The organism is Pseudomonas syringae pv. cilantro, from assembly GCF_001293775.1.
GTDB lineage: Bacteria > Pseudomonadota > Gammaproteobacteria > Pseudomonadales > Pseudomonadaceae > Aquipseudomonas > Aquipseudomonas syringae_P.
This window is the reverse complement of sequence record NZ_LGLN01000006.1, coordinates 1-19,474: the sequence shown is the minus strand read 5'-3', so window position 1 is coordinate 19,474 and position 19,474 is coordinate 1. Positions and strand designations below refer to the sequence as shown.

17 protein-coding genes are annotated in these 19,474 nt (G+C 60.4%); 13 read left to right on the top strand and 4 right to left on the bottom strand.

Annotated features, from left to right (window positions below; genetic code table 11):
* Positions 1–47: 47 nt before the first annotated feature.
* On the bottom strand, positions 48–170 hold the full coding sequence (locus tag ABJ99_RS29490) for a hypothetical protein (protein WP_259469629.1): 123 nt from the start codon (positions 168–170) through the stop codon (positions 48–50).
* Positions 171–312: 142 nt separating this feature from the next.
* On the opposite strand from ABJ99_RS29490, the gene ABJ99_RS28915 reads away from it, so the two are divergent.
* Positions 313–504, top strand: a complete 192-nt coding sequence (locus ABJ99_RS28915) for a hypothetical protein (RefSeq protein WP_230080971.1) — start codon at positions 313–315, stop codon at positions 502–504.
* A 113-nt stretch (positions 505–617) separates the two neighbouring features.
* Here ABJ99_RS28915 and ABJ99_RS00170 read toward each other — a convergent pair whose 3' ends face one another.
* Positions 618–1,652, bottom strand: coding sequence for an AraC family transcriptional regulator (locus ABJ99_RS00170; RefSeq protein WP_054084096.1), 1,035 nt, complete (start codon positions 1,650–1,652; stop codon positions 618–620).
* Positions 1,653–1,654: 2 nt separating this feature from the next.
* Positions 1,655–2,788 (bottom strand): carbon-nitrogen hydrolase family protein, encoded by a 1,134-nt coding sequence (locus tag ABJ99_RS00165; RefSeq protein ID WP_054084095.1) that lies wholly within the window; start codon positions 2,786–2,788, stop codon positions 1,655–1,657.
* A 205-nt stretch (positions 2,789–2,993) separates the two neighbouring features.
* Here ABJ99_RS00165 and ABJ99_RS00160 point away from each other — a divergent pair, with 205 nt between their 5' ends.
* The 5 genes from ABJ99_RS00160 to ABJ99_RS00140 all read left to right on the top strand — a co-directional run bounded on the left by ABJ99_RS00160 (position 2,994) and on the right by ABJ99_RS00140 (position 10,523).
* Positions 2,994–5,033 (top strand): NADPH-dependent 2,4-dienoyl-CoA reductase, encoded by a 2,040-nt coding sequence (locus ABJ99_RS00160; protein ID WP_054084094.1) that lies wholly within the window; start codon positions 2,994–2,996, stop codon positions 5,031–5,033.
* A 25-nt stretch (positions 5,034–5,058) separates the two neighbouring features.
* Complete coding sequence (locus tag ABJ99_RS00155; RefSeq protein WP_054084093.1) at positions 5,059–6,003, top strand: 1-aminocyclopropane-1-carboxylate deaminase/D-cysteine desulfhydrase; 945 nt, start codon at positions 5,059–5,061, stop codon at positions 6,001–6,003.
* A 147-nt stretch (positions 6,004–6,150) separates the two neighbouring features.
* On the top strand, positions 6,151–7,488 hold the full coding sequence (locus ABJ99_RS00150; protein ID WP_054084092.1) for an MFS transporter: 1,338 nt from the start codon (positions 6,151–6,153) through the stop codon (positions 7,486–7,488).
* A gap of 546 nt (positions 7,489–8,034) precedes the next feature.
* Positions 8,035–9,243: an MFS transporter gene (locus tag ABJ99_RS00145; protein WP_054084091.1), complete on the top strand. Its 1,209-nt coding sequence runs from the start codon at positions 8,035–8,037 to the stop codon at positions 9,241–9,243.
* Entirely contained in the window at positions 9,243–10,523 is a 1,281-nt protein-coding gene (locus ABJ99_RS00140; RefSeq protein ID WP_054084090.1) for an arsenic transporter, read from the top strand. The genes ABJ99_RS00145 and ABJ99_RS00140 overlap by 1 nt, the downstream gene beginning before the upstream one ends.
* On the opposite strand, the gene ABJ99_RS00135 is transcribed toward ABJ99_RS00140, so the two are convergent.
* Positions 10,489–11,472 carry a DUF1853 family protein gene (locus ABJ99_RS00135; protein WP_054084151.1) on the bottom strand — a complete coding sequence of 328 codons (984 nt, stop codon included), beginning with the start codon at positions 11,470–11,472 and terminating at the stop codon, positions 10,489–10,491. The two genes, ABJ99_RS00140 and ABJ99_RS00135, sit on opposite strands and share 35 nt — an antisense overlap.
* Before the next feature lie 190 nt (positions 11,473–11,662).
* Between ABJ99_RS00135 and ABJ99_RS00130 the strand changes: the two genes are divergently transcribed.
* From ABJ99_RS00130 to ABJ99_RS00100, 7 genes are all read left to right on the top strand, one after another.
* On the top strand, positions 11,663–12,553 hold the full coding sequence (locus ABJ99_RS00130; RefSeq protein ID WP_002554505.1) for an NAD(+) kinase: 891 nt from the start codon (positions 11,663–11,665) through the stop codon (positions 12,551–12,553).
* Entirely contained in the window at positions 12,553–13,524 is a 972-nt protein-coding gene (locus ABJ99_RS00125) for a metallophosphoesterase (protein WP_054084089.1), read from the top strand. The genes ABJ99_RS00130 and ABJ99_RS00125 overlap by 1 nt, the downstream gene beginning before the upstream one ends.
* Positions 13,521–14,393: a rhomboid family intramembrane serine protease gene (locus tag ABJ99_RS00120; RefSeq protein WP_054084088.1), complete on the top strand. Its 873-nt coding sequence runs from the start codon at positions 13,521–13,523 to the stop codon at positions 14,391–14,393. The genes ABJ99_RS00125 and ABJ99_RS00120 overlap by 4 nt, the downstream gene beginning before the upstream one ends.
* A gap of 28 nt (positions 14,394–14,421) precedes the next feature.
* Positions 14,422–14,682: a YeaC family protein gene (locus tag ABJ99_RS00115; protein ID WP_003368468.1), complete on the top strand. Its 261-nt coding sequence runs from the start codon at positions 14,422–14,424 to the stop codon at positions 14,680–14,682.
* Complete coding sequence (locus ABJ99_RS00110; protein WP_042913129.1) at positions 14,679–15,512, top strand: DUF2797 domain-containing protein; 834 nt, start codon at positions 14,679–14,681, stop codon at positions 15,510–15,512. The genes ABJ99_RS00115 and ABJ99_RS00110 overlap by 4 nt, the downstream gene beginning before the upstream one ends.
* 12 nt (positions 15,513–15,524) lie before the next feature.
* A complete protein-coding gene (gene pepN / locus ABJ99_RS00105) occupies positions 15,525–18,191 on the top strand; it encodes an aminopeptidase N (RefSeq protein WP_054084087.1) in 2,667 nt (888 codons plus the stop codon).
* A gap of 357 nt (positions 18,192–18,548) precedes the next feature.
* Positions 18,549–19,313 carry a hypothetical protein gene (locus ABJ99_RS00100; protein ID WP_230080970.1) on the top strand — a complete coding sequence of 255 codons (765 nt, stop codon included), beginning with the start codon at positions 18,549–18,551 and terminating at the stop codon, positions 19,311–19,313.
* Positions 19,314–19,474: the final 161 nt, after the last annotated feature.

Genomic DNA, 19,474 nt, shown 5'->3' with positions numbered 1-19,474 from the left:
CGTAGACGCGGGAGGTGAGGATCTTGCGTGCGTAATGGTTGAGCAGATCAGTCATCGCATCGATCCTTCAAACATTGCCCTTCAGGCATGCGCAGTGCCACGACAGGCAGCACACCGATTATCCTGTTCAGGGAAGCGGGAAGGACGATAAAGCGAAGGATGGTGATCATGGCTGACTCCTGGCTGAGTGATGTGGCCCAGGAGACAGAAAAAACCCGCCTCCAGGGCGGGTTTTTTGCAAACGTCGGCTAACCCGCCATGACTGGAATGACGGTAATAATAATCTGGCCGACGTGTTGCTGGATGAGAATCATGAGCTGGAGGGTAGGGCGGCGCGGGCAAGCAAGTCAAGTGTGGTTGTCGATCATCAAGGCGCAACCCCGTCCTGAATCTGCCAACGTTCCTTTCGTCTATTTGCGGGATATCAACATTTTTGTTTCACATTGGCACTTTAATGTTGATCTTGCGGTCAGTTATTCCAGCTTTGATTATCAAGCACATTGAATCAGCCAGAGGGCAAGAAAATGGACGAATACCAGGAAGAACTACTTGAATACCGTGCATCGGAACTGGACCCGGTAGAGCCTGCCGACGACGCTACCGAGCTGTGAACGGTTTCAGGCGCTTTGGCGCTGGCTGCGGCGGAACTCTCCCGGAGTCTGTCCGCTCCAGCGCTTGAAGGCGCGTTGAAAGGCCTCGGCCGAGGCGAACCCCAGCAGATACGCAATCTCCCCGAACGCCAGTTCGGTATCGCGAATGTACGTCATCGCCAAATCACGCCGCGTGTCATTGAGCACTGCGCGAAACTGCGTGCCTTCTTCGGCCAGCTTGCGACGTAGTGTCCAGGTCGGCAGCTTGAGTCTTGCCGCCACTTCCTCCAGATCCGGTTCCCTGCCGCCGTTCAATAATGGCCCGAGCAATTGAATGATGCGCTCACGCAGGCTGCGCGTGCGGGTCAACTGTTCGAGTTCTCTTTCGCACAATTGCAGCAGATGCCGCCAGGTGCCCGGACAGTGATCCGGGTTGCGCAGGGCGAGGCTCGCCTGATCCAGACGCAGCTGATTGGTGGTCGCGCCGAACAGGATGGGGTTGTCGCTCATGCTGGCGTATTGCGCCTCGTAGGCAGGCGCCTGGAACTCGATTTCGACGCGTTGCGCGCGTATCTCGGCGCCGACCAGCGTGGACAACTGAGCGAGCCAGCCGCTCAGGATCGAGTCCACCACAAACCGGTTGTAAGCGTTGTAGGGGCTGATGGAATAGAAGCGTATCCACGCGCCGTCAGCGTCCTCATGAAAGCTCGATTGACCGCGATAATTGGACCCATACAATGCTTCAAAACGGATCAGGGCACGTGCTGCCTCCCGCACCGTGGGCGCTTGCGCAGCGGTAACGCCGGCCAGACCTGCCTGAGCGAAACGACTGAGCTGGCCCATGCGCAATCCCAGTCCCGGCTGGCCGGTGAGCTGAATGGCAGCATGACCGAGGCGCATGTAACGCGGAATAGACAGCCGCGTCCCAGGCTCGCTCAGGCGCGCAGGATCGAGCCCGTATTGCGCCAGCAGCGGATGCGGATCGTGGTCATAACTGCTGATTGCTTCGGCGAGGCTCTGGATAAACCCTACCGACAGATCACCGAGGCGCAGGGTCGGCATGCTCAAAGCCAGAGGTTGATAAGGCGAGCACCATCGGTCGCGCGGTCTTCCGGCGGCTGCTCGACAATCGTTTGCCCGCCTTGGCTGGCAAAGCTCTGCCCGTAGACACCCTGATTCCAGAACTGCCCGCGCATGAACACGCTGATGCCCGCCTGCGCGCCGTTCAATGGCAACCGGCCGGTCAGCGTCAGCCGATGCCAGGCCTCGCCCTCGCTGGGGTTCTTGTTAGGCATTTCGATGCCCGAGTGACGGGGCGGGTGCCATGGCTCGTACCAGGCGTTCTTGCCGATCACCAGCGCAGGCACTGCAATCAGCTCGGCCCCGCTGTTGTTCAGCCGTGTGTAGTTGTCCGGATACCAACTGTCGCTGCCGATCAGCACGCCAAGACGCCCGGCCGGTGTCTCGACGACCTGCAACGGCGCATCATGCTCGGCGCGCACGTAACGTTTTTGATGACGATCGGGGTACAGCTGGCGCTGAGGCTGGCCAAGCGGTTTGCCATCGCTGCCGAACGTCACGCTGCTGTTGTACAGCGCGCCGTCGCCGACTTTCAGCTGCCCGCTTTCAACACTGGGGTCCGGCAGCACAATAGAGCCGGCGACCAGCGTGACGTTGAATTCCCTGGCCAGCCCGCCAAACAGCGCCTGATAGTCGCGTGCCATGGCGCGTGCCTTGAGGCGCAGGTGCGCGTCGTCCTGACGATTTCTGCCTTCGGCACCCAGCATTGCGGCGATGAATTGCAGCGGGTTGCTCCACGACAGCCAGTCCATCGCTTCGTCGATGGTGGGGGCCTGATAAAGCTGGTCTTTTTCGCCACTGGCAAACAGCCAGGTGCCGATATGCTCCGGCAACACCACCACGGTTCTGGCATTCAGCAGCCCGAAATCCCGGGCTTGTTGCAGATAGGCAGCCAGCTTGCGGTGCAGTCGCTCGGGGTTCTGATAGTCAGTGGGAAACAGCAGCGGTTCGATGCCCAGCAGATTGCCACGCTCGCCGGGTTCGCCTTCATTGACGGCAAGACGGATGCGCAGATCGGACAGGTAATGGCCGGCCGGGCGTCGTTCGGTCCAGACCGCATAACTGACAAGGGCGGCTACGCCGGCAAGGACAAGGCAGATGGCGAAGAATTTGCGCATAAAGGGCTGGGCGGCTGCCATCGGGAAATAAGCGGCTAGGGTAGGACGACCTCGGTCGCTTGCCAAGTGCCGCTGCGCGTTTGGATCAATAACTTGTCACTTTCGGTCATTGAGTGGGGCTGAGAGGCTCTTTATTGTGACCTTATTAAACAGAGGGCTCGCAGAGGCCCCTGTCTCCCCGTGATTGACCTGCTGGAGCCTTGCCATGACCGCCGCTCACTACCCGCATCTGCTGGCCCCGCTGGATCTGGGCTTCACGACCTTGCGCAATCGCACGCTGATGGGGTCGATGCACACCGGTCTTGAAGAACGCCCGGGCGGCTTCGAGCGGATGGCGGCGTATTTTGCCGAGCGTGCGCGTGGCGGCGTGGGGTTGATGGTCACGGGCGGCATCGCGCCAAACGAAGAAGGCGGTGTCTACGACGGCGCGGCGAAGCTCACCAATGCCGAGGAAGCAGAGCAGCATCGCATGGTCACTCAGGCAGTTCATGAGGCGGGCGGCAAGATCTGTTTGCAGATCCTGCACGCCGGGCGCTATGCCTACAGCCGCAAACAGGTTGCGCCGAGTGCCATTCAAGCGCCGATCAATCCGTTCACCCCGCATGAGCTGGACGAAGAGGGCATCGAAAAGCAGATAGCCGATTTCGTCACCTGCTCGACGCTGGCCCGGAGCGCTGGCTACGACGGCGTCGAAATCATGGGCTCGGAAGGCTACTTCATCAACCAGTTCCTGGCCGCTCACACCAATCACCGAACCGATCGCTGGGGTGGCAGCTACGAAAACCGCATGCGCCTGGCGGTCGAGATCGTGACGCGAGTGCGTCAGGCGGTGAGTCCGCAGTTCATCATCATCTTCCGCCTGTCGATGCTCGATCTGGTGGAAGGCGGCAGCACCTGGGAAGAAATCGTCCAGCTGGCACAGGCAGTCGAGCAGGCCGGTGCGACGTTGATAAACACCGGCATCGGCTGGCATGAGGCGCGCATCCCGACCATCGCGACCAAAGTGCCTCGCGCAGCCTTCAGCAAGGTCACGGCCAAGCTGCGAGGTTCGGTGAATGTTCCGCTGATCACCACCAACCGAATCAATACCCCGGAAGTCGCCGAGCGCATTCTCAGCGAAGGCGATGCCGACATGGTGTCGATGGCACGGCCTTTTCTGGCCGACCCGGAGTTCGTCAACAAGGCTGCCTCGGGCCACGCGGAACTGATCAATACCTGCATCGGCTGCAATCAGGCCTGTCTTGATCACACGTTCGGCGGCAAGCTGACCAGTTGCCTGGTCAACCCGCGGGCCTGCCACGAAACCGAGCTCAATTACCTGCCGACCCTGCACGTCAGAAAAATCGCTGTGATCGGCGCAGGGCCTGGCGGTCTGGCGGCCGCGACGGTGGCTGCCCGGCGTGGGCATGAGGTGACGCTGTTCGATTCCGCCAGTGAAATCGGCGGGCAGTTCAACATCGCCAAACGTGTGCCGGGCAAGGAGGAGTTTTCCGAAACCCTGCGTTACTTCCGCAACACACTCGAGGAGACCGGCGTGCAACTGCGCCTTGGCACCCGTGTGAAAGCCGATGATCTGGTGGGTGCAGGCTTCGATGAAGTGATTCTCGCCACGGGCATTGCGCCGCGCACCCCGGCCATCCCCGGCATCGACCATCCCAAAGTGCTGAGCTACCTGGACGTGATTCTGCAACGCAAACCGGTCGGGCGCAGCGTGGCGGTGATCGGCGCCGGTGGTATCGGCTTCGATGTGTCCGAGTTTCTGGTGCATCAGGGCGTGGCCACCAGTCTGGACCGCGAAGCGTTCTGGAAGGAGTGGGGCATCGACACCACATTGCAGGCCCGCGGCGGTGTGGCCGGAATCAAGCCTGAAGTGCAGGCTCCGGCCCGTCAGGTGTTTCTGCTGCAACGCAAGAACACCAAGGTCGGCGATGGCCTGGGCAAGACCACCGGCTGGATTCATCGCACTGGTCTGAAAAACAAGCAGGTACAGATGCTCAACAGCGTTCATTACCTGAAAATCGACGACGCCGGGTTGCACATCCGTATCGGTGAAGAGGGCGAAGAAAAACTGTTGCCGGTGGACAACATCGTCATCTGCGCCGGGCAGGACCCGTTGCGCGAGCTGTACGACGACCTGGTCGCGGCCGGGCAAAGCGTGCACCTGATCGGCGGCGCGGATGTCGCGGCCGAGCTGGACGCCAAGCGCGCCATCGATCAAGGATCGCGTCTGGCCGCTGCGCTCTGAGTCAGCTTGCCGGTAAACTGCGTGCATGATTTCCGACGCGCCTGGCTGGCAGCCCTCTGCTCCGTTGCAACGCCTGAACCTGCCCTGGCTGCAAGACGCCAGGGTCGAGGTGGCGATCCTGCGGCTGGACCAGATCGACCCGCTGATCAGCGGCAACAAATGGTTCAAGCTCAGTGAGCACCTGACCCAGGCCGCCACGGGCGGGGCAAAAGGCCTGATCAGCCTCGGCGGCGCGCACTCCAATCATCTCCACGCATTGGCGGCGGCGGGCAAGCGCTTCGGCTTTCCGACGGTTGGCCTGCTGCGCGGTCATGCTCAGCAAACACCCACGGTGTTAGATCTGCAGGCGTTTGGTATGCAATTGCACTGGCTGGGCTATGCCGGTTATCGAGCGCGGCATGCTGCGGATTTCTGGCAGCCCTGGCAGGCACAGTACCCCGAGTTGTATCCGGTCCCCGAAGGCGGCGGCGGGCTCGCGGGTGCGCTGGGCTGCGCGAGGTTTCGGCAGATGGTCGATGATCAGCTTGCGGCACTCGGCTGGGACGATTACCACGGCTGGTGGCTGGCTGCCGGGACAGGCACCACCGTTGCCGGTCTGCTGTTGGCCGAGGCGGGCGCGCATGCCGTGTATGGCGCCATGGCCGTGCCGGACGATCATGGCGTGGCGCAGAACATCGTCGCGGTGCTGAACCAGGTGCCAGGATCGCAGGTGGGCGCGTTGGCTGACCTGCCACCGGCCTGCGTTCTGCTGGACGCCAGCCGGGGCGGTTTTGCCAGAACCGATGCGATGTTGCTCGACTTCCTGGCCGACAGTGAAGCGCAAAGCGGTGTAGCACTTGAGCCGTTGTACACCGGCAAGGCGCTGCTGACCTTGCGTGACGAGGTGCAGGCGGGTCGCTTCGCACCCGGCACCCGTTTGATCTTCATCCACACCGGTGGCCTGCAGGGGCGACGGGCGATGGGCCTGTAAACCTCGCGGCAGAGCTTCTGGCCTGGATTCTGCGCAGATCGCGGGCGAGACGTCGGCCCTGAGTACGCGGGCGACACTTCTGGACCGAGGTCACCGGGTCGCTGTCTCGATAATCGATCCATCCCAGATCAAGACGCCGAGGTCAGCATGACAACCACCGCCGCAGAACACGTTGACCCCGCCACGCTGAAGAAAGTCATCGTCGCCGCTGCCATCGGCAACTTTGTCGAGTGGTTCGATTTTGCCGTCTATGGCTTTCTGGCCACCACCATCGCCCTGCAATTCTTTCCCAGCGGCGACAGCAGTGCCGCCCTGTTGAAAACCTTCGCGGTGTTTGCTGTGGCTTTTGCCTTTCGGCCGCTGGGCGGGATTTTCTTCGGCATGCTGGGTGACCGGATCGGCCGCAAGAAAACCCTCGCCATGACCATCCTGCTGATGGCCGGGGCGACAACGCTGATCGGCCTGCTGCCGACGTATGAGGCGATTGGGGTGATGGCGCCGATTCTGCTGACCCTCATTCGCTGTGCTCAAGGGTTTTCGGCGGGCGGCGAGTACGCCGGGGCTTGCGCGTACCTCATGGAGCATGCACCGCGCACGCAACGCGCCTGGTACGGCAGTTTTGTGCCGGTCTCGACGTTTTCCGCCTTTGCCGCCGCAGCGGTGGTGGCGTATGCGCTGGAATCGTCACTGTCCAGCGAGGCGATGGGCAGTTGGGGCTGGCGTCTGCCGTTTCTGATCGCCGCGCCGCTGGGGCTGGTCGGTCTTTACCTGCGCTGGAAACTCGATGAAACCCCGGCGTTTCAGGCGGTCGCCCAAGAGCACGCGGTGGCTCACTCGCCGCTCAAGGACACCTTGCGCCATCATGCGGCGGCGATGTGCTGCCTGGGAGCGTTCGTGTCGCTGACCGCGCTGTCGTTCTATATGTTCACCACTTACTTCACGACCTATCTGCAAGTGGCGGGTGGTTTGAGCCGCGCGACCGCGCTACTGGTGTCGTTGATCGCCCTGGCATTCGCCGCCGCGCTTTGTCCGCTGGCCGGTGCGTATTCGGATCGGGTAGGGCGCCGCGTGACGATGGCCACCGCCTGCATTCTGTTGATGATCGTGGTGTTGCCATCCTTCCTGATGGCCAGTTCCGGCTCGTTCACTGCCTCGATCATCGGCGTGATGCTGCTGGCCATTGGCGCCGTGCTGTGCGGCGTGGTGACGGCCGCGCTGCTGTCAGAAACCTTCCCGACGCGCACCCGCTACACGGCGTCGGCAATCACTTACAACATGGCCTACACCCTGTTCGGCGGCACCGCGCCGCTGATGGCGACCTGGCTGATCAGCGTCACCGGCAGCAACCTGTCACCGGCGTTTTACCTGATTGCCGTAGCCGTGCTGGCAATGGCAGGCGGCCTGGCGCTGCCGGAAACCTCGAAGATTTCGCTGCATGACGTACCGGTTGCGGGAGAGAGGGCGGTGGCGCGTTCGATGGCGTGAGTAGAGCGGCTGGGTTCACGCTCGTTCCGCATTCTGAATTGGCTATCGCATCAGCGCTCGCGTGGTCATGAATTCGGTGACGCTTTGCCTCACACCCGAGCTGCAGCACAACGCCATGCCTTACCCGTATTCACTGCACATAAACGAAAGCGCTTTTTTATCGCAATGGCACTGACGACGCAGAGTGNCTGATATCGCAGAACCGCTGTGTGACGCACACTCAAGATCGGACGCAGAGCGTCCAGAACGGCGTATCGACGCGTCGGTACGATAATCAAAACGCCTTATTTCTGTAGGCTGTGCCAGCCTCGCGAGCAATGCGGATCGCCGCCCCGGTCGCTCCCACGAGATTTATGTATAACGCTTGGCGCAGAGCATGAGAACCGAAAGGTGTCCGCCACAGCACCTCTCGATCCATCAGCAAAAACGCAACAAAACGTGGCACAGGCGCTCCAAAAAATGGCACATTGGCGCGCCCTGGCACGTGAGACACATTTTGTAATCATCCGCCCGGGGAGACCCGAAACCTTTTTACGGATGAATCTCATGGCGACCAGCGCTCAACCCGCTACTGCGACGGCCTCGACCACCCCTCAAACCAGCCCGCTGGTGATGCGCATCATCGGTGCCGTAGCGCTCGCGCACCTTATCAACGACCTGATCCAGGCCATCCTGCCGTCGATCTACCCGATGCTCAAGGCCAGTTATGACCTGAGCTTCACCCAGATCGGCCTGATAACCCTGACGTTTCAGATCACCGCATCGCTGTTGCAGCCCTGGGTCGGTTACTACACCGACCGCCATCCCAATCCGTTGGTGCTGCCGCTGGGTTCGGTCTGCACCCTGATCGGTATCGTGATGATGTCGATGGTGGGCAGTTTTCCATTGATTCTGCTGGCGGCGGCCCTGATCGGCATCGGCTCGTCGACCTTTCACCCGGAGGCCTCGCGTATCGCGCGATTGGCGTCGGGTGGGCGATTCGGGCTGGCGCAGTCGACTTTTCAGGTCGGTGGCAACACCGGCACAGCGTTCGGTCCGCTGCTGGCTGCTGCGATTATCATCCCGTTCGGGCAGGGCAATGTGGCCTGGATCGGGCTGTTCGCGCTGTTTTCCCTTGGTTTGTTGTACGCGATCAGCCGCTGGTATCGCGCGCACCTCAATCTGTTCAAGCTCAAGGCCGGTCAGACTGCCACCCACGGCCTATCGAAGAACCGCGTGATCGCCTCGCTGGCTGTGCTGGCGTTTCTGGTGTTCTCCAAGTTTTTCTACATGACCAGCCTGACCAGCTACTTCACGTTTTACCTGATCGAGAAGTTCGACCTGTCGGTCGCCAGTTCGCAGTTGCACCTGTTTCTGTTTCTTGGTGCTGTGGCGGCAGGGACGTTTTTCGGTGGCCCGATCGGCGACCGCATTGGCCGCAAAGCGGTGATCTGGTTTTCGATCCTCGGTGCCGCGCCCTTTACCCTGGCGCTGCCGTATGCGGACCTGTTCTGGACCAGCGTACTCAGCGTCATCATCGGCTTCGTGCTGGCCTCGGCGTTTTCCGCCATCGTGGTGTACGCTCAGGAACTGGTGCCGGGCAACGTCGGCATGATCGCCGGGATCTTCTTCGGCCTGATGTTCGGCTTCGGCGGCATCGGCGCAGCCTTGCTCGGCTACCTGGCTGACAGCCACGGCATCCTGTTCGTCTACCAGCTGTGCTCGTACCTGCCGCTGCTCGGCATCCTCGCCATTCTCTTGCCCCGGACCCAATAATGCTGATCGCAACGCTGATCTTTCTGTTCACCATCACCTTGGTCATCTGGCAGCCAAAAGGGCTGGGCGTGGGCTGGAGTGCGGTGCTCGGGGCCGTTTTGGCGTTGCTGACCGGCGTTGTGCACTTGAGTGATATCGCCGTGGTGTGGGGCATCATCTGGAACGCCACCGCCACCTTCATCTCGTTGATCATCATCACGCTGCTGCTGGACGAAGCGGGTTTTTTCGCCTGGGCGGCCTTGCATGTGGCGCGCTGGGGCAAGGGTAACGGGCGGCGTCTGTTTGCCCTGTTCGTGCTGTTCGGCGCGCTGGTCTCGGCGCTGTTCGCCAACGACGGGGCTGTTCTGATCCTCACGCCTATCGTCATCGCCATGATGCTGGCATTGCGTTTTTCTGCCGCGTCGACTCTGGCGTTCGTCATGGCGGCAGGGTTCATCGCCGATACCGCGAGCCTGCCGCTGGTGGTGTCGAATCTGGTGAATATCGTGTCGGCGGACTACTTCAAGATCGGCTTCAATAGTTACGCCGCCGTGATGGTGCCGGTGAACCTGGCCAGTGTCGCCGCTACTCTGGCCGTGCTGATGTGGTATTTCCGCCGCGATATCCCTAGCGAGTTCGAGCCCGAACATCTGGACAAGCCCGAGACGGCGATCCATGACCGGGCCACGTTCCTCGCCGGTTGGGCCGTGCTGCTGATTCTGCTGGTCGGCTGTTTTGCCCTCGAACCGCTGGGCATACCGATCAGCGCGATCTCGTCGGTCTGTGCATTGTTGCTGCTGGCTATCGCTGCAAAAGGCCACACGATCAAGACGCGCAAGGTGATGAAAGAAGCACCGTGGCACATCGTGGTTTTTTCGCTCGGCATGTACCTGGTGGTGTATGGCTTGCGTAACGCCGGGCTGACGAATTATCTGGCCAGTCTGCTGGACTGGTTCGCGGGTTACGGTATCTGGGGCGCGGCGATGGGCACCGGGCTGATGACGGCGTTTTTGTCGTCAATCATGAACAACATGCCGACGGTACTGATCGGGCTGCTGTCCATCGACGCAAGCCACGCCAGCGGGGCGATTCAGGAAGCGATGATCTACGCCAACGTGATTGGCAGCGACCTGGGGCCGAAAATCACCCCGATCGGCAGTCTGGCGACCTTGCTCTGGCTGCATGTGCTGGCGCGCAAGGGCATCACCATCAGTTGGGGCTACTATTTCAAGGTCGGTATCGTTCTGACCTTGCCAGTCCTGTTGATCACGCTGGCGGCGCTGGCGCTGCGATTGAGTTGAATGCATGGCTGGTGTCTGCCAGATTTGGCCACATGTCCGACACCAGAAACAGCCGTTCGGCTTCTTCCCAGTCCCCTTGCGGGTTCTGACTCAGGCGCACCAGCAACTGCGCCGGGGCCAATGGATCAAGTTCGCTCAGCCAGCCTTGCAACTGCCAGTCGCTCCAGGCCTCGGCGTAACGCGCCGGAGCCAGCCAGGCGTGGCGAGGCAGTGGTTGCCAGCGGCCGGGCTGGCTTTGTGCCAAAAACGCTTTCCAGTCACGCTGGTGCAGCCATCGCCCTTTCAAGTGTTGCGAGTGAACGCCTACAGGCGACTGACAGGCGCCAGGCCACGGATACAGCAGATAGCCGCCCAGCCACAGCTCGGCACTGAATGCCTCGACACCCAGCCCGGCCAGCGCCGTGCGGCTTTCCGGGCGGGCCGACATCGGCAATTGATGCTGACTCAGGTGCGTGAGCTTGCGATCCAGCCGGTCATTGCTGCCGGGCCCCAGCCAGTGCTCGGGACGGGCGCCGTCTCCGTCCTGTGGTCCGAGGTACAGCTTGATTGCCAGCTCGACGTGATGCACACCTTCGCGATCACGCAGCAACAGGTCGAGTTCGCCGAGGGTCTGGCTGCCCAGCCGGATCGGCAGGTTGGCGGCGATGATCTCGACGCCCGGCGCGTGTTGCACCGCGAACTGCCACAGGCGCTCGTAATAACGGCCCAGGCGCCGCGTGGAGGCCAGCGCCAGCCACTCTTCCAGCGGCCTGCTGTCCTGATCGAGCTGGCAGAGAAAATCCGCCAGTCGCTGCGGCGCCCGCACCCAGTCACTGCCCGCCAGCGGATGACGCTGCGGCCAGGGCGTAGCGTCGAGCATGGGCGGCGCCAGAATCACCCAGGCAAGGTCGCGCACTTCCGGATGTCGCAGTTGACGGGGCAGGTCGGTCAGGCTGGGAAATAGAGTCATGTGCCGAGGATAGCGTGAGTTGGGGTGCAGCAGGATGCCGATGTGTCTGAGCGTTTCTGGAGCACTTGGCTGATTGACATGCCTGGCCGTGCGGATTTTCACGTGATCTTCATTCGCCGGTTTGCCGCTACCGGGCGGTTTCGCCCATAATCGCTTTTTTTAAGTCGCCTCGAACCGCAGCAGGAGCCCCATGGAGCAATTTCGCAATATCGGCATCATCGGCCGCCTGGGCAGTGTCCAGGTGCTCGACACCGTTCGCCGACTCAAGAGATTCCTCCTGGATCGGCATCTGCACGTCATTCTCGAAGAGACGATTGCCGAAGTGTTGCCGGGTCACGGCCTGCAGACCTCGTCGCGCAAAATGCTCGGTGAAGTCTGCGACATGGTCATTGTGGTCGGTGGGGATGGCAGCCTGTTGGGCGCAGCGCGGGCACTGGCCCGGCATAACGTGCCGGTGCTGGGCATCAACCGCGGCAGTCTGGGGTTTCTGACCGACATTCGCCCTGACGAACTGGAGGTCAAGTGCGCCGAGGTGCTCGACGGGCATTATCTGGTCGAAAACCGCTTTCTGCTGCAAGCCGAAGTCCGTCGGCACGGCGAGGCCATCGGCCAGGGCGATGCGCTCAATGACGTGGTGCTGCACCCAGGCAAGTCGACGCGGATGATCGAATTCGAAATCTACATCGACGGCCAGTTCGTGTGCAGCCAGAAGGCCGACGGCCTGATCGTGGCAACGCCGACCGGCTCGACGGCCTATGCGCTGTCAGCAGGCGGGCCGATCATGCACCCCAAGCTCGACGCCATCGTCATCGTGCCGATGTACCCGCACACGCTGTCCGGTCGCCCCATCGTGGTGGACGGTAACAGCGAGCTGAAAATCGTGGTGTCCAAGGACATGACCATTTACCCGCAGGTGTCTTGTGACGGGCAGAATCACTTCACTTGCGCGCCGGGCGACACCATCACGGTCAGCAAGAAGCCGCAGAAACTGCGCTTGATTCATCCGCTGGATCATAACTATTACGAAGTCTGCCGCACCAAGCTCGGCTGGGGCAGCAAGCTCGGCGGCGGGGGCGATTAATGCTCGATCCGGCGCGTGGCTACGATCTGATCGGTGACGTGCACGGGTGTGCCCATACCCTCGAGCAGTTGCTGGAACTTCTCGGTTACCGCGTTCAGTCCGGCGTGTGGCGCCACCCTGAGCGCGTCGCGATTTTTCTCGGTGATATTATCGACCGGGGCCCGTTGATCCGCGAGTCGTTGCATATTGTGCGCGACATGGTTCAGGCCGGTCAGGCCCTGTGCCTGATGGGCAACCACGAATTCAACGCGCTGGGCTGGGTCACCCCGGCCGCGCCTGAAAGTGGCCAGGCGTTCGTGCGCGAGCACACGCCGCGCCACGCTCGGTTGATCGGCGAAACGCTGGCGCAGTTCGAGCGTTACCCGGACGAGTGGAACGAGTTCGTCAACTGGTTCTATGAATTGCCGATGTACATGGACGCGGGACGTTTTCGGGTGGTGCATGCCTGTTGGGATGCGACCTTGATCGACCCGCTGCGCAACCTTTACAGCGACGGCTGTATCGACAGGCACTTCGTTCAGGCTTCGGCAGTGCCCGGCAGTTTTGCCAGTAACGTCTTCAACCGCTTGCTGCGCGGCACCGACATGCGCTTGCCGCACGGGTTGACGCTGACCGGCGGTGACGGCCTGACCCGCGAGTTTTTCCGCACCAAGTTCTGGGAAGATGACCCGCAGACTTACGGCGATGTAGTGTTCCAGCCCGACGCGCTGCCCGAGGGCGTGGCCAAGACGCCGTTGTCCACGTCCGAAAAGAATGCGTTGCTGCGCTACGGCATCAATGAGCCGCTGCTGTTTGTCGGCCATTATTGGCGCAGCGGCATCCCGGCGCCCATCCGGCCGAATCTGGCTTGCCTGGATTACAGCGCCGTGCTTTACGGCAAACTGGTCGCCTACCGGCTTGATCAGGAAACACAGGTCGATCCGGATAAATTCGTCTGGGTCGATGTTCAGCGTCCCGAGGTTCCACAATGAGTTCCGTTGCCGTTCTGCGTTTGCCGCTGACTACTGACCTGAGCGGGTTCGTCCGTCTGTTGCAGCGTTTGCAGATCCCTCATCGGGTCAGCGAAGAGGTCGGTGAGCAAGTGCTCTGGGTGCCTGACAGCGGACGACTGGCTGACGATGTGCGTGAGTTGTATGCGCGCTTTCCGGACGGTGACGAGCATTTTCAGCCGATTGATGCCAACCAGGCGCCCAAGTACAAGCCGCCGGGGCTGATCGAGCAATTGCGCAGCAGCCCGGTGACCGCGCTGGTGCTGCTGGTCACGTTGCTGGTGGCTGGCCTGACGCTGCTGGGGGACAACCTGGACGCCATTCGCTGGCTGACCTTTCAGGATTTCCGGATCAACGGCGAGTACGCGACGTTCCTGCCGTTGTCGGAAAGTCTGGCGTCCGGGCAATGGTGGCGCATCGTTTCGCCGATGCTGATTCACTTCGGCATTCTGCATCTGGCCATGAACGGCATGTGGTTCTGGGAGCTGGGCCGGCGCATCGAAATTCGTCAGGGCAGCCTGTCTTTGCTGTTGCTGACCCTGCTGTTTTCGGCAGTTTCCAACTACGTGCAATATCTGTTCAGCGGCCCAAGCCTGTTCGGTGGATTGTCTGGCGTGCTGTACGGGTTGCTCGGCCACTGCTGGATCTTCCAGCTGTTGGCGCCCAACCCGATCTATCGTCTGCCACGCGGCGTATTGATCATGATGCTGATCTGGCTGGCGCTGTGCCTGTCCGGTCTGGTAAGCATGCTCGGCTTCGGCGAAATCGCCAACGGCGCGCATGTCGGCGGGCTGATCATCGGTTGTGTCACGGGCCTGCTGGGTGGTGCGCTGGCGCGCCGCAAGGCCTAGAATCACTGGCTACTTTCTGGAGTGCCCCATGTCGTCTTTTATTGAAATGATCGAAAACATCACCCCGGATATTTACGAGAGCCTGAAGCTGGCTGTGGAGATCGGCAAATGGTCCGACGGTCGCAAGCTGACTCAGGAACAGCGTGAACTGTCGTTGCAGGCGCTGATCGCCTGGGAAGCGCAGAATCTTCCGGAAGACCAGCGCACCGGCTACATGGGGCCGCAGGAATGCGCTTCCAAATCGGCGCCGGTGCCCAATATCCTGTTCAAATCGGATGCTATTCATTGATCGAAATTGGTCGCGGAGCTGTTAATAAAATGTTGGCGCGTCAGGATGACGCGTCGTTCGTGCAATACGCTTTTCGCCTGGGCGACACCGAGATTGCGGTCAACCCGCTGATCGGCAAGACGCTGCGCCTGGAGTTTCTGGGCGCCATTCATTGCAGCCATTGCGGGCGCAAGACCAAGTCCAGCTACAGTCAGGGTTATTGCTACCCGTGCATGCTCAAGCTGGCGCAGTGCGATCTGTGCATCATGAGCCCGGAACGCTGCCATCACGATCAGGGCACCTGCCGCGATCCGTCGTGGGGCGAGCAATTCTGCATGACCGATCACATTGTCTATCTGGCCAACTCGTCAGGCGTGAAAGTCGGTATCACCCGTGCCACTCAACTGCCGACCCGGTGGCTGGATCAGGGTGCCAGTCAGGCACTGCCGATCATTCGCGTGGCGACCCGCCAGCAGTCCGGCTTTGTCGAAGACCTGTTGCGCAGCCAGGTGGCGGACCGCACCAACTGGCGCGCCTTGCTCAAAGGCGACGCTCAGCCTGTCGATCTCAAGGCCATTCGCCAGGAACTGTTCGACAGCTGCGGCGCCGGGCTGCTTGGATTGCAAGAACGATTCGGTCTGCAGGCTATCCAATTGTTACATGAAGCCGAGCCTGTCGAGTTTCGTTACCCGGTCGAGGCGTATCCGACCAAGATCGTCAGCTTCAATCTGGACAAGAACCCGATTGCCGAGGGCACGCTGCTGGGGATCAAGGGCCAATACCTGATTTTCGATACCGGCGTGATCAATATTCGCAAATACACGGCTTATCAGTTGGCCGTGCATCAGTAAAAGGATCCCCGCATGCGCACCGAACAACCGAAAATGATCTACCTGAAGGACTACCAGGCTCCCGAGTACCTCATCGATGAGACCAACCTGACCTTCGAGCTGTTCGACGATCACTCGCTGGTCCACGCTCAACTGGTCATGCGCCGCAACCCCGAGCGTGGCGCAGGCCTGCCGCCGCTGGTGCTGGACGGTCAGCATCTGGAACTGCTCTCGGTGAAGCTGAGCGATGTCGAGCTGAGCGCTGCGGATTATCAACTGACGGAAGATCACCTGACTTTGCATCCTCAGGCTGCAAGCTTCACAGTCGACAGCACTGTGCGCATCCATCCTGAAACCAATACCGCGCTGGAAGGCCTTTATAAATCCAGCGGCATGTTCTGCACCCAGTGCGAGGCCGAGGGCTTTCGCAAAATCACGTATTACCTTGACCGCCCGGACGTGATGAGCAAGTTCACCACCACGCTCAGCGCCGACAAGCAGAATTTCCCGATCCTGTTGTCCAACGGCAACCCGATGGCCAGCGGCGAAGAAGAGGGCGGACGGCACTGGGCGACCTGGGAAGACCCGTTCATGAAACCGGCGTACCTGTTCGCGCTGGTGGCTGGTGATTTGTGGTGCATCGAAGACACCTTCACCACCATGAGCCAGCGGGAAGTGACCCTGCGCATTTACGTCGAGCCGGAAAACGTCGACAAGTGCCAGCACGCCATGACCAGCCTGAAAAAATCCATGCGCTGGGACGAAGAAACCTATGGCCGCGAATACGACCTGGACATCTTCATGATCGTTGCGGTCAACGACTTCAACATGGGCGCAATGGAGAACAAGGGCCTTAACATCTTCAACTCCAGCGCCGTGCTGGCCCGTGCCGAAACCGCCACCGACGCCGCGCACCAGCGTGTCGAAGCCATCGTTGCCCACGAGTACTTCCACAACTGGTCGGGCAACCGCGTGACCTGCCGTGACTGGTTTCAGTTGTCGCTCAAGGAAGGCTTCACGGTGTATCGGGACGCCGGTTTCTCGGCCGACATGAACTCGGCCACGGTCAAGCGCATTCAGGACGTTGCTTACCTGCGCACCCACCAGTTCGCCGAAGATGCCGGCCCGATGGCTCACGCCGTGCGCCCGGACAGCTTCATTGAAATCTCCAACTTCTACACCCTGACCGTGTACGAAAAGGGTTCGGAAGTGGTCGGCATGCTTCACACGCTGCTGGGTGCCCAGGGCTTCCGCAAAGGCAGCGACCTGTACTTCGAACGCCATGACGGTCAGGCCGTGACCTGCGACGACTTCATCAAGGCCATGGAAAACGCCAATGGCGTCGATCTGACCCGGTTCAAGCGCTGGTACAGTCAGGCCGGCACACCGCGTCTGGCGGTCAGCGAGGCGTATGACGCCGCTGCGAAAACCTACAGCCTGACCTTCCGCCAGAGCTGCCCGACTACACCGGGACAGCCTGGCGACCAGAAGCAACCTTTCGTGATCCCGGTCGAACTGGGGCTGCTGGACAGCAAGGGCGGCGAGATTGCCCTGCGTCTGGCGAACGAAGCATCCGCAACCGGCACTACGCGAGTACTGGCGGTGACCGAAGCCGAGCAGACGTTCACTTTTGTCGACGTCGCTGAACAGCCATTGCCTTCGCTGCTGCGTGGCTTCTCGGCACCGGTCAAACTGAGCTTCCCGTATGACCGCGATCAACTGATGTTCCTGATGCAGCACGACAGCGACGGCTTCAACCGCTGGGATGCCGGTCAGCAACTGTCGGTTCAGGTCTTGCAGGAGCTGATCGGTCAGCACCAGCAGGGGCAGCCACTGGTCATGGATCAGCGTTTGATTACGGCGCTGGGCACCGTACTGGCGGACGAGCAACTGGATCAGGCCATGGTCGCGGAAATGCTTTCGCTGCCGGGCGAGGCTTATCTGGCCGAGATCAGCGAAGTGGCCGATGTCGACGCCATTCACGCCGCTCGCGAGTTTGCCCGTAAACAACTGGCCGATGCACTGTTCGACAGCCTGCTGGCCCGTTATCAGGCCAATCGTGAGCTTTCCAAAGCTACGCCTTACGTTGCCGAGTCGGCGCACTTTGCCCGTCGCGCGCTGCAGAACATCGCACTGTCGTACCTGATGCTCAGCGGCAAACCTGAAGTGCTGGCAGCGACCATCGACCAGTTCGACACCAGCGACAACATGACCGAGCGCCTGACGGCACTGGCCGTGCTGGTCAACTCACCGTTCACCGAAGAGCGTGACAAAGCGCTTGCGGTGTTTGCCGAAAACTTCAAAGGCAACGCGCTGGTCATGGATCAGTGGTTCAGCGTTCAGGCAGCCAGCACCCAGCCGGGCGGCCTGCAACGCTTGCAGGGACTGATGAAACACCCTGCCTTCAGCATCAAGAACCCGAACAAGGTGCGTGCCTTGATCGGTGCTTTCGCCGGGCAGAACCTGATCAACTTCCATGCGGCGGACGGCTCTGGCTATCGCTTCCTGGCGGACCTGGTCATTGAACTGAACGCTCTGAACCCACAAATCGCCTCGCGCCAACTGGCCCCTCTGACTCGCTGGCGCAAATACGACAACGCCCGTCAGGCGCTGATGAAGACCGAGCTGGAGCGCATCCTCGCCTCGGGCAAACTGTCGGCTGATGTGTATGAAGTGGTGAGCAAAAGCCTGGCTGAATAAGGGTTTGTGCTGTGCCTATTGCCTGAACTGCATGGGTGATAAAGGCGCTGTCTGCTGATGCGGACAGCGCCTTTTTTGCGTCCCGTTGATGTGGGGTCGATTGTCTGCTATCCGCGCATCACGCCTTATTCAGCACTCGCTAAAGTTCTTATGGTTCATGGACAAAAATAGGTCTTTTTAGATGAAATTTAGGTAATGGAACCGTCTTCGGGACACGGCCACACAGTGTTGGCAACGCTGTAGAGGCCGTCCTGTCTTGAAAGTAATCAAGATCACGGAGGTCTGTTTTCAGCGGTGCCTGGTGCGGAAAAAGTACTTCGCTCACTCCCGTTAAACTGACTTTAAATAAGGTGAAAAGTGTTCAGGATCAATACCGGATCGTCGTCATATAATGTTCAAAGTTCCGCATCCGCTGAAGGCGCTGAGGGCGTAAAGTCGTATGGTTTGCATGATAATTTAAATGTAAGGGCCAACACCACAAAGGTTACTGATTATGTGGGCACCAAGGCCGCCAATCAGATTCCTTGCCTTCTAAGCAACGCGACGTTCCAGGGCGACGTTATATCCGTAGCAAACTCAATGGCGGTCCTTGCTGCGATGGGGCAAGGGCACGGCAATGTTATTGTCGCCGGCCTGGATAAGGCACACCTTGCCGGCGTGCAATCAGTCCTCGCAATTGCTCAATCATCTGGCAGTCAAGAGGCATGGTTGAGAGAGGTGAAACGCCAGCATAAGTCCGGCTATGCAGATCATCTTGAACTATTGATACAGCGCAATCAGGAGCATCTGTCATTCGACTCGTTAAAGCAGCGCCTGCATCGCGGAGGCGTCAGCATCGTCCTGGCAGATATGGCCAGTGACAGCGCAACAGAGTTGGCCAGGCTGGCCCCGCATGGCGTGTCCGGAATGTACGTGAGTAATATTGAAATGTACCTCGGCGGTTTTCTTGATAAAGCCAACACTTCCATCAACGAGAGGCAGCAGGCACTGAACACGTTCAAGAATAATATCGTCTCGCTTATGGGGGTCGAGGCATTTCTTATTCGTGGCGAATCGGTAGGTATGCAGGTTCACAACGATAAGATTGCCGCTATCAGAGACTGGATACCCCAAGTCCGTTAACGACCAGGCTGGGTCACACAATCGACAGGAAGGTCTTTTCTCCCCCGCCTTCCTGTCTCTAACCTTGTTCGAACATTCGTATGCGCGCCACGAACCCCACCTAGCAAAAAATGAGTATCTGGCTTAGCGAGGCATCTCTGGCGAGCAATTCCAAGGCAACA

Coding starts and splice junctions, on each gene's coding strand:
- ABJ99_RS29490 (WP_259469629.1), bottom strand. CDS start 170: ATGATCACCATCCTTCGCTTTATCGTCCTTCCCGCTTCCCTGAACAGG.
- ABJ99_RS28915 (WP_230080971.1), top strand. CDS start 313: ATGAGCTGGAGGGTAGGGCGGCGCGGGCAAGCAAGTCAAGTGTGGTTG.
- ABJ99_RS00170 (WP_054084096.1), bottom strand. CDS start 1,652: ATGCCGACCCTGCGCCTCGGTGATCTGTCGGTAGGGTTTATCCAGAGC.
- ABJ99_RS00165 (WP_054084095.1), bottom strand. CDS start 2,788: ATGCGCAAATTCTTCGCCATCTGCCTTGTCCTTGCCGGCGTAGCCGCC.
- ABJ99_RS00160 (WP_054084094.1), top strand. CDS start 2,994: ATGACCGCCGCTCACTACCCGCATCTGCTGGCCCCGCTGGATCTGGGC.
- ABJ99_RS00155 (WP_054084093.1), top strand. CDS start 5,059: ATGATTTCCGACGCGCCTGGCTGGCAGCCCTCTGCTCCGTTGCAACGC.
- ABJ99_RS00150 (WP_054084092.1), top strand. CDS start 6,151: ATGACAACCACCGCCGCAGAACACGTTGACCCCGCCACGCTGAAGAAA.
- ABJ99_RS00145 (WP_054084091.1), top strand. CDS start 8,035: ATGGCGACCAGCGCTCAACCCGCTACTGCGACGGCCTCGACCACCCCT.
- ABJ99_RS00140 (WP_054084090.1), top strand. CDS start 9,243: ATGCTGATCGCAACGCTGATCTTTCTGTTCACCATCACCTTGGTCATC.
- ABJ99_RS00135 (WP_054084151.1), bottom strand. CDS start 11,472: ATGACTCTATTTCCCAGCCTGACCGACCTGCCCCGTCAACTGCGACAT.
- ABJ99_RS00130 (WP_002554505.1), top strand. CDS start 11,663: ATGGAGCAATTTCGCAATATCGGCATCATCGGCCGCCTGGGCAGTGTC.
- ABJ99_RS00125 (WP_054084089.1), top strand. CDS start 12,553: ATGCTCGATCCGGCGCGTGGCTACGATCTGATCGGTGACGTGCACGGG.
- ABJ99_RS00120 (WP_054084088.1), top strand. CDS start 13,521: ATGAGTTCCGTTGCCGTTCTGCGTTTGCCGCTGACTACTGACCTGAGC.
- ABJ99_RS00115 (WP_003368468.1), top strand. CDS start 14,422: ATGTCGTCTTTTATTGAAATGATCGAAAACATCACCCCGGATATTTAC.
- pepN (WP_054084087.1), top strand. CDS start 15,525: ATGCGCACCGAACAACCGAAAATGATCTACCTGAAGGACTACCAGGCT.